Annotated in this window: 13 protein-coding genes; 7 read left to right on the top strand and 6 right to left on the bottom strand. The window is 61.8% G+C overall.

The window, feature by feature from the left end:
* Positions 1-80: 80 nt before the first annotated feature.
* Positions 81-818 (top strand): phosphonate metabolism transcriptional regulator PhnF, encoded by a 738-nt coding sequence (gene phnF / locus AC13QO_RS01295; RefSeq protein WP_085776558.1) that lies wholly within the window; start codon positions 81-83, stop codon positions 816-818.
* A 55-nt stretch (positions 819-873) separates the two neighbouring features.
* On the opposite strand, the gene AC13QO_RS01290 is transcribed toward phnF, so the two are convergent.
* The 6 genes from AC13QO_RS01290 to mepA all read right to left on the bottom strand — a co-directional run bounded on the left by AC13QO_RS01290 (position 874) and on the right by mepA (position 6,865).
* Positions 874-1,509, bottom strand: a complete 636-nt coding sequence (locus AC13QO_RS01290) for a 2,3-bisphosphoglycerate-dependent phosphoglycerate mutase (protein WP_085776559.1) — start codon at positions 1,507-1,509, stop codon at positions 874-876.
* Between the two features lie 21 nt (positions 1,510-1,530).
* The gene (gene dapB, locus AC13QO_RS01285; RefSeq protein ID WP_085776560.1) at positions 1,531-2,355 is read right to left on the bottom strand and encodes a 4-hydroxy-tetrahydrodipicolinate reductase; all 825 of its coding nucleotides are present in this window, start codon (positions 2,353-2,355) and stop codon (positions 1,531-1,533) included.
* Between the two features lie 15 nt (positions 2,356-2,370).
* Positions 2,371-4,158: an ABC transporter ATP-binding protein gene (locus tag AC13QO_RS01280; protein ID WP_488539715.1), complete on the bottom strand. Its 1,788-nt coding sequence runs from the start codon at positions 4,156-4,158 to the stop codon at positions 2,371-2,373.
* Positions 4,159-4,281: 123 nt separating this feature from the next.
* Positions 4,282-5,307 (bottom strand): glucokinase, encoded by a 1,026-nt coding sequence (locus tag AC13QO_RS01275; protein ID WP_085776562.1) that lies wholly within the window; start codon positions 5,305-5,307, stop codon positions 4,282-4,284.
* A gap of 17 nt (positions 5,308-5,324) precedes the next feature.
* The gene (locus AC13QO_RS01270; protein ID WP_085776563.1) at positions 5,325-5,705 is read right to left on the bottom strand and encodes a methylglyoxal synthase; all 381 of its coding nucleotides are present in this window, start codon (positions 5,703-5,705) and stop codon (positions 5,325-5,327) included.
* 86 nt (positions 5,706-5,791) lie between these two features.
* Positions 5,792-6,865 carry a penicillin-insensitive murein endopeptidase gene (gene mepA, locus AC13QO_RS01265; RefSeq protein ID WP_085776564.1) on the bottom strand — a complete coding sequence of 358 codons (1,074 nt, stop codon included), beginning with the start codon at positions 6,863-6,865 and terminating at the stop codon, positions 5,792-5,794.
* A 254-nt stretch (positions 6,866-7,119) separates the two neighbouring features.
* Here mepA and AC13QO_RS01260 point away from each other — a divergent pair, with 254 nt between their 5' ends.
* The 6 genes from AC13QO_RS01260 (at position 7,120) to AC13QO_RS01235 (ending at position 14,800) form a co-directional block, all read left to right on the top strand.
* Positions 7,120-8,952, top strand: coding sequence for an extracellular solute-binding protein (locus AC13QO_RS01260; protein ID WP_085776565.1), 1,833 nt, complete (start codon positions 7,120-7,122; stop codon positions 8,950-8,952).
* A gap of 150 nt (positions 8,953-9,102) precedes the next feature.
* Complete coding sequence (locus tag AC13QO_RS01255; RefSeq protein ID WP_085776566.1) at positions 9,103-10,191, top strand: microcin C ABC transporter permease YejB; 1,089 nt, start codon at positions 9,103-9,105, stop codon at positions 10,189-10,191.
* Positions 10,191-11,339, top strand: coding sequence for an ABC transporter permease (locus AC13QO_RS01250; RefSeq protein ID WP_085776567.1), 1,149 nt, complete (start codon positions 10,191-10,193; stop codon positions 11,337-11,339). Before AC13QO_RS01255 ends, AC13QO_RS01250 begins: the two co-directional genes overlap by 1 nt.
* Positions 11,336-12,973: an ABC transporter ATP-binding protein gene (locus AC13QO_RS01245; protein WP_085776568.1), complete on the top strand. Its 1,638-nt coding sequence runs from the start codon at positions 11,336-11,338 to the stop codon at positions 12,971-12,973. Before AC13QO_RS01250 ends, AC13QO_RS01245 begins: the two co-directional genes overlap by 4 nt.
* Before the next feature lie 8 nt (positions 12,974-12,981).
* Complete coding sequence (locus AC13QO_RS01240; RefSeq protein ID WP_085776569.1) at positions 12,982-13,941, top strand: 2-hydroxyacid dehydrogenase; 960 nt, start codon at positions 12,982-12,984, stop codon at positions 13,939-13,941.
* A gap of 499 nt (positions 13,942-14,440) precedes the next feature.
* Complete coding sequence (locus tag AC13QO_RS01235) at positions 14,441-14,800, top strand: hypothetical protein (protein WP_085776570.1); 360 nt, start codon at positions 14,441-14,443, stop codon at positions 14,798-14,800.
* Positions 14,801-14,868 lie beyond the last annotated feature (68 nt).

The raw sequence follows: 14,868 nt of genomic DNA, 5'->3' as shown, positions 1-14,868 counted from the left end.
ATAGACAACCATACAAGCTATACCTAGCCTTAAATCGGTGTCGTGACAAGCGTGTGACATTGTGAGCAGGGCAGGGCGGAATGGCAGGACTGAAGCAGGTGCAGAGGCAGACGGGTGTGGCGCTGTGGCGTCAGATCGCCGATCGGATTCGCGAGGCGATCGGCAACGGAGCCTATGACGAAACCGGAATGGTGCCGCCGGAAATGGTGCTGGCGCTGCAATTCGGCGTCAACCGCCATACGGTTCGCAGTGCGCTGGCTGCGCTGGCGCAGGAGGGAATCGTGCGTGCTGTGCAAGGTCGCGGCACGCTGATCGAGCGCAAGGAGCGGCTGAATTTCCCGATCACCCGGCGCACGCGTTTCACCGCCGGCATCGGCGATCAGGCGCGCGAGATGCGCGGCCTTCTGCTCGATGAGGCGCAGGAGGAGGCGAGCGCCGACGTTGCCCGTTGGCTGGGCCTGAAACAGGGTGAGCAAGTGATCCGGCTGGAAACATTGCGCCATGCCGACAGGCGGCCGGTTTCAAAGGCGACGAGCTGGTTTCCCGCCGAACGTTTCGCCGGGATCGGTGAGTCCTACCGCAAGCACGAATCGATCACCAAGGCTTTCGCCGAGCTCGGCCTCGGGGACTACGTCCGGGCGACGACCGAGATAACAGCCGCCCATGCTGCGACAGCCGACCTTGCAGATCTGGAACTCACTCCCGGCGCGATCCTGCTGATCGCCAAGGCGATGAACACCGATCTCGACGGCGTGCCGGTGCAATATTCGATAAGCCGCTTCGCAGCCGACCGAGTGCAGTTCACGATCGAGAACTGAGGCCAGGAATTGAGACAAGGCGCGCCGACCCGTTCGGTGGCACGCCTCACAGAATTCAGTGTGCGCCGGACATATCGCCCAGCACTTCTTTGGAGGCGACGGTGGAATCCGCGTTCAGCTTGTAAACCATGGGAACGCCGGTCGCGAGGTTGAGGGCGAGCACGCCTTCTTTGGTCAGCTTGTCGAGCACCATGACCAGCGAACGCAGCGAATTGCCGTGTGCGGCCACCAGCACCTTTTCGCCGCGCAGCACGCGCGGCAGGATCTCGGTGAGATAGTAGGGCCAGACGCGGGCGCCGGTATCGCGCAGGCTTTCACCGCCGGGCGGCGGCACGTCGTAGGAACGGCGCCAGATATGCACCTGTTCCTCGCCCCATTTGGCGCGCGCATCGTCCTTGTTGAGGCCGGAGAGATCGCCGTAGTCGCGCTCGTTCAGCGCCTGGTCGCGGATGGTTTCGAGATCGGGCTGGCCGACCTTGTCGAGGATGAGCTTCAGCGTGTGCTGCGCGCGCACCAGCGCCGAGGTATAGGCGACGTCGAACTTGATCCCGTATTCGGCAAGCGCAGCGCCGCCGTCCTTGGCTTCCTGGACGCCAAGTTCCGTCAGGTCAGGGTCCTTCCAGCCGGTGAAGAGATTCTTCAGGTTCCAGTCGCTCTGGCCGTGGCGAACGAGGACGAGGGTACCGCTCATGAATATGCCTCCGTAGTATCCTTATTGGGAAGAAAGCCCGAGCACGTCGAGCATGGAATAGAGACCCGGCTTATTGTCGCGCGCCCAGAGCGCGGCTTTGATGGCGCCGCGCGCGAAGATAGAACGGTCGGCCGCGCTGTGCGACAGGGTGACGATTTCGCCTTCTCCGGCGAAAAGCACGGAATGCTCGCCTATGACCGAGCCGCCCCGCAGCGTCGCAAAACCGATCGTGCCCGCCTCGCGGGCGCCGGTATGGCCGTCGCGCACCCTGACCGATTTCGAAGCGAGGTCGATGTTGCGCCCCTTGGCCGCGGCCTCGCCGAGGAGGAGGGCGGTGCCGGAAGGCGCGTCCACCTTGTGCTTGTGGTGCATTTCCAGGATCTCGATATCCCAGTCGGCGGGCTCGAGCGCCCGCGCGGCCTGCCGGGTCAGCACGCTCAGCAGATTGACGCCGAGGCTCATATTGCCCGACTTGACGATGCGGGCATGGCGGGCCGCGGCGGCGATATTCGCGTTGTCCTCGCTCGAGCAGCCCGTCGTACCGACAACATGAACGATGCGGGCCTGAGCGGCGAGACCGGAAAACTCCACCGTGGCGGCAGGCGCGGTGAAGTCGACTACGCCTTCGGCATGAAGGAAGGCCTGGAGCGGGTCGTCGCCGATGATGACGCCGGTCGGCCCGAGTCCGGCAATCTCACCGGCATCCTTGCCGACGAATGGGGAGCCGGCGCGCTCGATCGCGGCATGCAGCGTCACGCCTTCGATCGAATGAATCAGCCGGATCAGCGTCTGCCCCATGCGTCCAGCTGCGCCGACCACCACCAGTTTCATCGCAGCATCGCTCATGTCAGTCTCGCCATGTTAGTATGAATCCGAGGCCGAGGGCCTCTGCAGGTTGTTGAGGCGAGCGTAAAGACCGTCGCTGACCTTCGCAAGCGTCTCATGATTGCCCTCCTCGACGACCCGGCCCTGCTGCATGACGACGATCTTGTCGGCGCGCACCACGGTCGAAAGTCGATGGGCAATGACAACGACGGTGCGTCCGGTCATCGCCTCGTCGAGCGCCTTCTGCACGGCGGCCTCGGATTCGGTGTCGAGGGCGGAGGTCGCTTCGTCGAGCAGCAGGATCGGCGCGTTGCGCACCAAAGCGCGGGCGATCGAAAGCCGCTGGCGTTGGCCGCCCGAAAGCGTCACGCCGTTTTCGCCGACAGGGGTATCGTAGCCCTGCGGCTGCGCTGAGATGAAGTCATGCGCATAGGCCAGCCGGGCCGCCCCTTCCACGTCGGCATCGGTCGCTTCCGGCCGGCCGTAGCGGATATTGTCGCGGATCGTGCCCTCGAACAGGTAGGGCTGCTGCGAGACATAGGCGAGCTGGTGGCGCAGCGACTTCTTGGTGACGTGGGCAATATCCTGTCCGTCGATCAGGATTTCGCCTTCGCGCGGATCGTAGAAGCGCGGAATGAGGCTGATGACGGTGGATTTGCCCGCACCCGAAGGGCCGACGAGCGCCGTGGTCGCCCCGCCCTCGGCAACAAAGCTCACGTTGTTCAGCACGCTTTCATTGCCGTAGGCAAAGGAAACATTGCGGAATTCAATGCGCGCCTGTGTCACCGTCAACGGCCGGGCATCCGCCAGATCGCGCTGGCGCGGCTCCATGTCGAGCAATTCGTAGATCATCCGCGCATTGACGACGGCGCGTTCCATCTGCACCTGCAGGCGGGCAAGGCGGCGGGCCGGGTCATAGGCAAGCAGCAGGGCCGTTACGAAGGAGAAGAAGGCGCCCGGGGCGACATTGTAATAGATCGAGCGATAGGCGGCATAGGCGAGCACGCTGGCGACGGCAAAGCCTGCGAAGCTCTCCGTCAGCGGCGAGGTTCGCTCGGAAAGCCGGGCAATCCGGTTCGCCCGGTTTTCGGCGGCCGTGATGAGCTTGTTGACCTTGTTCTCCAGTTCCTCTTCCATCGTAAAGGCTTTGACGATGGCAATACCTTGGATCGTCTCCTGCATGGCCCCCAGCACGTGGCTGTTCAGATGCACGGCCTCACGGGTCGCCGAGCGAAGACGTTTGGAAACATAACGCAGTGCATAGAGCAGCGGCGGCGCCATGACGAACACGGCGAGGCTGAGCAGCGGGTCCTGCAGGACCATCACGCCGATCAACGAAACGAAAGTCAGGAGGTCGCGCACCGTCGAGGTGATCGTCAGGTTGAGCACGTCACGGATGCCGCTGACGTTCTGGCTCACCTGCGCTGCGATGTGAGCCGAGCGTGCCTCGCTGAAAAAGCCCACGGAAAGCGTCATCAGATGCGCATAGAGGCGGCGCTGATAGCGGGCGACGATATTGTTGCCGACCTTGGAAAGCGCCACAGCTTGGCCATAGCTGGCAAAGCCGCGCAGCACGAAGGCGACGAAGATCGAAAGACAGATGATCCAGACGACATCGGCGCGGCGGTTGGCGAAGGCTTCGTCGATGATCGCCCGCATGATCCAGGCGGTGAATGCCGTCGAAAGCGCCACGACCACGAGGCAGGCGATCGCGAAGACATAACCCCAGAGATGGTCGCGGCCGTTTTCAGCGATGATGCGCTTCAGGATGCCGGTTACGGTATCGCTGCTGACGCTCTGCTTTCTGCTTTCCACGGCTTCCAAATATCAAGCTTCCTGTCCGAGAATGGGCGCGTCGTGGACGTGGCGCGCACCGTGGCCGGCTCTATAAAGAGTTGGGACTGGTTTGGCTAGAGCGCGGCGCATCCCGAGGGACGCGCGCTAGGCTCAGCGCCGCCAGCGGCGGCCTTCCGTCGATACCCCGAAATTAGCAGGCATGCGCGCATAGGACGAAAGCCCTGCGAGCGCCGCCAGCGGATGGGTCACGACATAGGTGGGGATCGTGCGAAGCAGCGCGCTATGCGGCGCCTTGTCCTCGAAAGCCTGGCGGAATTCCGGTTTCTTCAGCGCCGGGAGGATCTTTTGCGAGATGCCGCCGGAGAGGTAGACGCCGCCGCGCGCCATGAACACCATCGCCATGTCGCCTGCCACGCGGCCGAGATAGGTGGCAAACAGCGAAACGGTCTCAACGGCCGCCTTGTCGCTAACCGCCAGCGCGTGCGAGGTGATCTCGGCCGGATCCTTCATCGTCGGCTGGATGCCGTCTGCCACGCAGATGGCGTTGTAGAGATTGACGAGGCCGCGTCCGCAGAGGATCTGTTCGGCCGAAACACGGCCTTCGATGGTCTCGACATGCGGAAAGATCTCATAATCGCGCTTGCTGCGCGGCCCGAGATCGATATGGCCGCCTTCGCCGGGAACCGGGATCCAAGTATGCTGGGCATGCACAAGCCCGCCGACGCCGAGGCCGGTACCGGGACCGAGCACAACGCGCGAGGCGACCATATCGCCGCTGGCGCTGCCGATGCGTTCGCGGTTTTCATCCGATAGGGCGGCAATCGCCAGCGCCTGCGCCTCGAAATCGTTGACGACGAGCACATCCTCGATGCCGAGGCCCTCGATCATCGTCTTCGGCCGCACCACCCAGTCGCAATTGGTCAGGGGGATCTCATCGTCGTTGATCGGGCCGGCGACAGCGAGGATCGCCGAGCGCGGCTGCACCGCCGTCTTGTCGAGCACGCCCTTCTGGATCGCTTCGTCGATCGTGGCGAAATCCGCCGTGCGCACGTTCGGAAACTGTTTCGGCTCGGCATAGGCATCGCTGAGGATAGAGAAGCGGGCATTGGTGCCGCCGATATCGCCGATCAGGATCGGGAAGGGAAGCGGAGCGGTGCTGTGGCTGGGTTTGGGCATGGCCGGTTCCGTGCTGATCAGGCTTCGAGGGTGGGTAGGAGCTTTATAGCGGTCGCGAGGTTGAGCGCCATCGGAATGTCGTAGACGATGGCGAGCCGCATCAGCGCCTTCACGTCGACATCATGCGGCATCGGCGTCAGCGGGTCGACGAAGAAAATCAGCGCGTCGACTTCGCCGGTCGAGATCAGCGCGCCGATCTGCTGGTCGCCGCCGAGCGGCCCGCTTTTCAGCCTGATGACGTCGAGATCGGGAGCAGCATCGAGCACCCGACCGCCGGTGGTACCCGTCGCGACGATCTTCCAGTGTGAAAGAAGGTCCTGATTGGCGCGGGCGAAAGCCGCCATGTCGTCCTTCTTCTGGTCATGCGCGATCAGCGCAAGGCATTTGCTGCCGGCCATGAAGTGAATCTCCGCCCCAACAATTCAATCGATTTGATCGCTTTATACCAAGTGTTTGCGATTTGAAAGACAGCGCCTCTGCCCCTTCATTGGACCGCCGGCTTGTCGTTTGGCAACGGGCCGACATCCGGCAACCCCTCGTCGTCATCAGCCGGCGCGGCTGCCGGAACGGCGGCGAGCGCGCTTGCAGCGGAAGGCCCGCCATAGGTGGCGGCTTGCATCGAAGCGACGGAAGCGGCATCGAGCACAGCGGCGCAGGCCTTCGGCAGGTCGGACACCATCATCTCACGCGGCGGCTTCGGCGGCTTGGCGCCGGGTTTGGGCGGTTTCGGTGGCGCCCAAGGCGCCGGTGTGAACCAATAGGCGAGCGACTTGTCGCAGCCGTCTCCGGCGGGCACCGGGGCTTGCGGCGTACATCCGGCAGCACCGGGCGGGCATTTGATGCGGATGTGGAAATGCGAGTCATGGCCGTATATCGGCCGGAGCTTACCAAGGTTGGTACGGTCGCCGGTCCAGGTGTCACACATCTTCTTCTTGATCGCCGGATTGACGAAGATGCGCTCCACTTCGGGATAGCTCGCCGCCAGCATCAGGAGCCGCGCCCGCGATTCCGTCCATACCTTCGGGTTGACGGTGAGGAACTTGTCCTTCTGCAGCATGCTTGTGAAGGGCAGGTCCTCGCGCTCCTCAGCCGTCATGCGGCGCGCCGGCATCGGGGTGAACCAGATATCGGCATCGAGGCCGATCTGGTGCGAGGAATGACCGTTGAGCATCGGCCCGCCGCGCGGCTGGGCGACATCGCCGACGAGGATGCCCGGCCAGCCGGCATATTTGACCGCATCCTGCGAAAACCGTTCCAGGAGCGCAATCATCGCCGGGTTGCCCCAGCGGCGATTGCGCGAAAGCCGCATCGCCTGCCAGGTCGGCCCGTCGGTCGGCAGCGCCACCGCGCCGGTCATGCAGCCCTTTGCATAAAAGCCGATCGGCTGCGCCGGCCCCTGCGTCGGCAGGCTGACGCCTGCGAACAGCGCCTTGGCGCTGCCTGGGCTTGGCGTCTTCTGCTCGGCGCCGACGTCGCCGGCCGCAAGGCCGGCACCGATCGCGCCGGCAATTGCCAGTTTGCCGAATGTCCTGAAAGCTTGAGCGAAGCCGAATGCCATGCTGTTCCCTTGAGCCGCTGCTGAAGTGATTTGCGTTCGAATCTATCGTGAAAAGCGATTTTGGTGAATCGATGATTTGGCGGACGGATGCAGCACGAGCCGGTGACGGATCGCCGCGGCGCCCAAGCACTGGCGTTCCTGACGGGAACTGGCGGCTCAAAATTTCGCGAGCCGGCCAAAAACCAAACTCTCTCCTGTTTTTCGCCCCTATTTCTCGTATTGTCTAATCGCTCAATATTCAGGGGAATGCGTGAATGGCGACTTTGTGGTCGAAAATCGGTCTGTTTCTATCGCTTGCGGGTGCTTTGACGCCTTTGACGGCAATGGGTGAAGAGCAGCCGTTTCAGATCGGAAGCTCGGTCATCAGCGAAATGAAATACAAGCCGGGCTTTGCTCATTTCGACTACGTCAATCCAAATGCCCCAAAGGGCGGAGATCTGCGCCTTTCCGCGAGCGGCGCCTTCGACACCTTTAATCCGCTCCTTGCAAAAGGTCAGACGGCGGTAGGCCTGACGCTGGTATTCGACACGTTGATGAAGCCCGCCGATGACGAGCTGCTTGTGTCCTACGGCCTGCTCGCCGAAGGACTGTCCTTTCCCGCAGACGTTTCGCGTGCGACCTTTCGCCTGCGCAAAGAGGCGAAATGGGCGGACGGGCAGCCGGTGACGCCCGAAGATGTCATTTTCAGCCTGGATAAGACCAAGGAGCACAATCCCGCCACCGCAAACTACTATCGCCACGTGGTAAAGGCCGAAAAGACCGGCGATCGCGACGTCACCTTCACTTTCGACGAGAAGAACAACCGCGAGCTTCCGAATATTCTCGGCCAGTTGGTCGTTGTGCCGAAACATTGGTGGGAGGGGCAGGGACCGGACGGCAAGCCGCGCGACATCTCAAAGACGACGCTCGAACCAGTGATGGGTTCAGGGCCCTACAAGATCGCGTCCTTCTCGCCCGGAGCGACGATCCGTTATGAACTGCGTGACGACTATTGGGGCAAGGATCTCAATGTGAATGTCGGCCAGAACAATTTCCGCAACGTCATCTACACCTATTTCGGTGATCGGGACGTCGAATTCGAAGCCTTTCGCGCCGGCAACAGCGACTTTTGGCAGGAGACGACGGCTGCCCGCTGGGCGACGGGATATGATTTCCCCGCCGTCAAGGAAGGTCGCCTCAAGAAGGAAGAGGTTGCAAATCCGCTGCGCTCCACCGGCATTCTGCAGGCTCTGGTACCCAATATGCGGCGTGACCTCTTTAAGGACGAGCGCGTCCGCGAGGCACTGAATTACGGTTTCGATTTCGAGGAGCTGAACCGCACGGTTGCCTTCAACAGCTACAAGCGCATCGACAGTTATTTCTGGAACACCGAGCTCGCCTCCTCCGGCCTGCCCCAGGGTCGTGAACTGGAAATACTGCAGAGCATGAAGGACAAGGTTCCGCCGGAGGTTTTCACGACACCCTATGCCAATCCCGTTGGCGGTGATCCGCAGAAAAGCCGCGACAACCTCCGAAAGGCGATTGCTCTTCTGAAAGAAGCCGGCTGGGAGCTGAAGGGCAATCGCATGGTCAATACCAAGACCGGCCAGCCAATGAGTTTCGAGATATTATTGTCGAGCCCCATGTTGGAGCGCTGGGCAGTGCCTTATGCCAGCAATCTCAAGAAAATCGGCATTGATGCGCGAGTTCGGACAGTCGACGCTTCGCAAGCTGTCAACCGCGAACGCAGCTTTGACTTCGATATGATCTGGAATGTCTGGGCGGAGACAATGAATCCGGGCAACGAGCAAGCCGACTATTGGGGATCCGGCTCTGTCAACCAGCAGGGTTCTCGCAACTACGCGGGCATCGCCAATCCAGCCGTCGATGAGCTCATCCGCATGATTATCTTCGCGCCGAACCGCGATGAACAGGTCGCTGCGATCAAGGCAATGGACCGAGTCTTGCTCGCAAACCATTACGTCATCCCCCTGTTCTACCGCGATACCGTTAATATCGCCTATTGGAACACAGTAACGCATCCTGCCGAGTTCCCGGCCTACAGCCTTGGCTTCCCCGATGCCTGGTGGTCGACCTCGGCAAAATGAGCGGGCTTGCAATACTGGGGCACTGGGCTCCAAATGGCACGAGCGAATCACGAAAAGCCGGCGGGGCCGGCAAGGGAAGGCTGGCGGATTGAGCGGCATTGGACTGAACGGCGTGCAGACAAGAAATACTTTCCCGGAGGCTGAAGGCTGATGGGCGCCTATGTCATTCGCCGCCTGCTTTTGATGATACCGACCATTATCGGCATCATGGCGATTTCCTTCATCGTCGTGCAATTTGCCCCCGGCGGCCCGGTCGAGCAGGTGATTGCCCAGCTGACCGGCCAGGCGGACAGCGCCGATCAGCGCCTGTCCGGCGGCGGAGATCTGCTAGGTGGCGGCGGCAGCGACGAAGGCTCGAAATATCGCGGCGCCCAGGGGCTCGATCCGGAGCTGATCGCCAAGCTCGAAAAACAGTTCGGCTTCGACAAGCCGCCGTTGACGCGCTTTGGCGAGATGATGTGGAATTACATCCGCTTCGATTTCGGCGAGAGCTTCTTCCGCAATACCTCCGTGCTCGACCTCATCAAGGAGAAACTGCCGGTGTCGATCTCGCTCGGCATCTGGATCCTGATCTTCTCTTATGCGATTTCCATCCCGCTCGGCATTCGCAAAGCGGTCAGGGACGGGTCGACCTTCGACGTCTGGACCTCGGGCGTCATCGTCGTCGGTTATGCCGTTCCGAGCTTCCTCTTCGGCATCCTGCTGATCGTGCTTTTCGCCGGCGGCTCTTTCTACGACTGGTTCCCACTGCGCGGCCTCGTTTCCGACAATTTCGGTGAGCTCGCCTGGTGGCAGAAACCGCTCGATTATTTCTGGCACCTCACCCTGCCGCTGATCTCGCTTTCACTCGCCGCCTTCGCCACCACGACGCTTCTGACCAAGAATTCCTTCATCGAGGAGATCAAGAAGCAATATGTCGTTACAGCCCGCGCCAAGGGCCTGAACGAGCGGCAGGTGCTTTACGGCCATGTTTTCCGCAATGCCATGCTGATCATCATCGCCGGTTTTCCTGGCGCCTTCATCTCCGCCTTCTTCACCGGCTCGCTGCTGATCGAGAACATCTTTTCGCTCGATGGCCTCGGCCGCCTCGGCTATCTCTCGGTGGTCAACCGGGATTATCCGATCGTCTTCGCGACACTCTACATCTTCTCGCTGCTCGGTCTTTTCGTCAGCCTGATCTCAGACCTGATCTATACCTGGATCGATCCGCGCATCGATTTCGAGCGGAGGGATGTCTGATGGACGCCGCCGCAAATCCTGCCACCGCAAACCCGGTCAAACCGCCGCGCAAGGGGCTGCTGTCGCCGACCAATATCCGTCGGTGGAAGAATTTCCGGGCGAACGGCCGCGGCTATTGGTCGTTGTGGCTTTTCCTGCTGCTGTTCGTGCTGAGCCTTTTCGCGGAATTCCTCGCCAACGACCGGCCGATCATCGCCTCCTATAAGGGCGAGATCCTGTTTCCGGTGTTGATCGACTATCCCGAGGAGAAATTCGGCGGCTTCCTCGCCGAAACCGACTACCGCTCGTCGGTGATAGCAGATGAGATCAATGCCAATGGCTGGATGATCTGGCCGCCGATCCATTATTCCTACCGCTCGGTCAACTCGAACATTCCGCATTCGGCTCCGACTCCCCCCTTCTGGCTGATGACCAAAGAGGAGCGTTGCTCAGGTTATCCGCAAGGCGCGAACGATCCCGGCTGCACGCTCGGCAATCTCAACTGGCTCGGCACCGATGACCAGGCGCGTGACGTGCTGGCGCGCGTTATCTACGGCTTCCGCATATCGGTGCTGTTCGGCCTGGCGTTGACCATCTGCTCGGCGATTATCGGCGTCACGGCAGGGGCGGTGCAGGGCTATTTCGGCGGCCTGACCGATCTCTTGCTGCAGCGCTTCATCGAGATCTGGTCGTCGATGCCGGTGCTTTATATCCTGCTCATTATCGCCGCCATCCTGCCGCCCGGCTTCTTCGTGCTGCTCGGAATCATGCTGCTCTTCTCCTGGGTCAGCTTTGTCGGCGTCGTGCGCGCAGAGTTCCTGCGCGCCCGCAATTTCGAATATGTCCGCGCCGCGCGTGCGCTCGGCGTCAACAACCGCACCATCATGTGGCGCCACCTGCTGCCGAACGCCATGGTGGCGACGCTCACCTTTCTGCCCTTCATTCTCTCAGGCTCGATCACGACGCTGACGTCGCTCGATTTCCTCGGCTTCGGCATGCCGCCCGGCTCCCCTTCGCTCGGCGAAATGATCGCCCAGGGCAAGACCAACCTGCAGGCGCCTTGGCTCGGGCTGACGGCCTTCTTCACCATGTCGATCATGCTTTCTCTTTTGATCTTCATCGGCGAAGCCGTGCGCGACGCCTTCGATCCGAGGAAGACGTTTCAATGAGTGACATGACAGAACCACTCCTTTCCGTCCGCGATCTCTCGGTTGCCTTTCATCAGGGCGGCGAAACGTCGATTGCCGTCGATCGGATCTCCTTCGATATCGCCAAGGGCGAAGTCGTGGCGCTCGTCGGCGAATCCGGCTCCGGCAAATCGGTCTCGGCCAACTCGATCCTGCGGCTTCTGCCTTATCCCTCGGCAAGCCACCCCTCCGGGGAAATCCTGTTCAAGGGCAAGGACCTTCTGAAGGCATCGGAGCGGGCGCTGCGCGAGGTGCGCGGCAACGACATCACCATGATCTTCCAGGAGCCGATGACCTCGCTCAATCCGCTTCATACGATCGAGAAGCAGATCGCCGAGATCCTCGCCCTGCACCAGGGGCTCATCGGACAGCCGGCGCGCGCGCGGGTGCTGGAACTGTTGAACCAGGTCGGCATCCGCGAGCCCGAGAAGCGGTTGAAGGCCTATCCGCACGAACTCTCCGGCGGTCAGCGCCAGCGTGTCATGATCGCCATGGCGCTCGCCAACCGGCCGGAACTGCTGATCGCCGACGAGCCGACCACGGCCCTCGACGTCACCGTACAGGCGCAGATCCTCGAGCTTCTCCGGCAATTGAAGGCGGCACACGGCATGTCGCTGCTGTTCATCACCCATGATCTCGGCATCGTGCGCAAATTCGCCGACCGCGTCTGCGTCATGACCAAGGGGCGAATCGTCGAGACCGGGACTGTCGAAGAGGTCTTCGCCAGTCCGAAGCATGAATACACCCGCCATCTTCTTGCCTCGGAACCGCGCGGCGAGCCGCCGCTCGCCGATCCGTCGAAGCCGGTGGTGATGGAAGGCTCGGATATCCGTGTCTGGTTCCCGATCAAGGCGGGGCTGATGCGCCGCGTCGTCGATCATGTGAAGGCGGTCGACGGCATCGATCTTTCGCTGCGCGCCGGCCAGACGCTCGGCGTCGTCGGCGAATCCGGCTCCGGCAAGACCACACTGGGCCTGGCGCTCACCCGGCTGATCTCTTCGCAGGGACGGATCGCCTTCGTTGGCAAGGATATAGCCGGCTATTCGTTCAGCGAAATGCGGCCGTTGCGTAACCAGCTGCAGATCGTCTTTCAGGATCCCTACGGTTCGCTCAGCCCCCGCATGTCGGTCGGCGATATCATTGCCGAAGGGCTGAAGGTGCATGAGCGCGCCTTGAGCGCCGAGGAGCGCGACCAGCGTGTCTGCTGGGCGCTGGAGGAGGTAGGCCTCGATCCGCTGACCCGCTGGCGCTATCCGCATGAATTTTCAGGCGGCCAGCGGCAGCGCATCGCCATAGCTCGCGCCATGGTGCTGAAGCCCCGTTTCGTCATGCTCGACGAGCCGACATCCGCGCTCGACATGAGCGTGCAGGCGCAGGTGGTCGACCTGTTGCGCGATCTGCAGAAGAAGCACGACCTCGCCTATCTCTTCATCAGCCACGACCTGAAGGTGGTGAAGGCGCTCGCCAACGACGTCATCGTCATGCGTTTCGGCAAGGTGGTGGAGCAGGGACCGTCCGCGGAAATCTTCCGCGCGCCGAAGGACGATTACACCAAGGCACTCATGGCGGCCGCCTTCAACATTGAGGCGGTGCCGACGCCCGCCGTGCAGCAGTAAAGAAGATCATGTCAGTTCGTCCTCCCGTCCTCGTCGATATCAAGTTCAACCCCGAAGGTGTCGCCCGCGTCCTGAAAACGGCCTTTGCCGACCGCGGCAGCATCAATCTGGCCGATCCCGCCAATCGCGAGCGTGATTTCAGCGAAACGGAATACGCGCTTCTCTGGAAGCCGGATGCCGATCTCTTTCGACGCGCGCCGAACCTCAAGGTGATCTTCTCGGGTGGTGCCGGCGTCGATCACATCATCGGTATGGCCGGCTTGCCTGACGTTCCGATTGTCCGTTTCGTCGACCGCAGCCTGACCACCCGCATGAGCGAATGGATCGTCATGCAGTGCCTGATGCATCTGCGCGGTCAATATGCCCATGACGTCAAGCAGCGGCGGCGCGAATGGGCCAAATTGATTGCGCCGGAAGCGGCGGAGGTGACCATCGGCGTCATGGGACTCGGCATTCTGGGCCTGGATGCGGTCGCCAAGCTGAAAGTGATGGGTTTCAACGTCATCGGCTGGTCGCGCACCCGCAAAACAATTGAGGGCGTCGAGACATTCGACGCGGGCGAATTGGACCGGTTTGTTGCCAAAACCGACATTCTGGTCGGCCTGCTGCCGCTGACGCCTGAGACGACCGGCTTCTATAATAGCGGACTATTTAAGAAGCTCCGCCGCGACGGTGCGCTCGGACAGCCGGTCTTCATCAATGCCGGGCGCGGCAAGAGCCAGATCGAGACCGACATCGTCTCGGCCATCAGGGAAGGGACCCTCGGCGGCGCTTCTCTCGACGTTTTCGAAGTGGAGCCGCTCGCCGCCGACAGCCCGTTGTGGGAATTGGAGAATGTGTTCATCACCCCGCATGACGCGGCGGTCTCCGAAGAGAACGCGCTGTTCCGCCATGTCGAGATGCAGATCGCCCGTTTTGAACGCGGCGAGCCGCTGCAGTTCGTGATCGATCGTGCCGCCGGTTATTAGAGCCTTTCCGGATTAGCTTGAAGCATTCTGCTGGCGCAAGTTTGCGTCAGGGCAAAGGCGATTGGCGAAGGGCATACCCCCAGGTACGTCCGAGCCGATCGCCTTTGATCCTGGCGGAAAGATGCCCGGCCCACCGGCCCGCACCGCTTCGCGGTGGCGAAGCGATAAGTGCGTCCGGCGATTCTGAAGTCTTGCAGATTTGCCAGGCAAATCTGCGGGAGGGTTGGCTGAAACGGGCCGCCTGATCGACCGGCCGGCTTGGCCGTAGAACTGGGCTACGACACGCGCCGGCCGGTCGACCATCCGGCTCCGTTTGAGCCAACAGAATGCTTCAATCTAACCCGGAAAGGCTCTAAGCGGCATCTCGCGCCAAAGCTGCGGCGGTTTGGCTATTTCAAGATCGCGGCACGCTTGAGCCCGGAACCTTCCAGACGGCCACCCGTTTTCCTTGCGAAGTTCTTTGCGGCCAGATCGGCCGCCAAGGCAGCGGAAGGAGACGATGATGGCGCATCAGACCGAAACACGCTGGGAAAAATCCGACGGAAAGCTTCACAAGGAACAGCAAATCCCGCCGGTCAAGGCAAAGCAGGGGCGTATGGGTTACCGTATCCTGACCGTGCTGCTCGTGGCGCTGATCCTTGCCTTCGTGGTCTGGATTCCAGTCGAGATCTGGGGCCGCCGCGAGGCGAACGAGGTGGCGCCGCAGCAGCCCGGCCAACAGCTCCAGCAGCAGCAATCCGACGCAGCACCCGCGCCGACGATGCAGAATGGCAATGCGGGTCCAACCGAGACGCCGGCAACGGCGCCTGCCCCTAGCGCGCCTGCGGCACCGACCCAGCCTGCGGCACCGGCCCAATAGGCCTTTGGCAGACGATCTCCCGCATCCCGCCGCCACGCTGCGGCGGGATGTTTATGTTTTGTCTGGAC

It is taken from the genome of Rhizobium sp. CNPSo 3670 (assembly GCF_057784555.1).
Note: the sequence above shows the minus strand (reverse complement) of the source record. Positions and strands in the feature narration are given on the sequence as shown.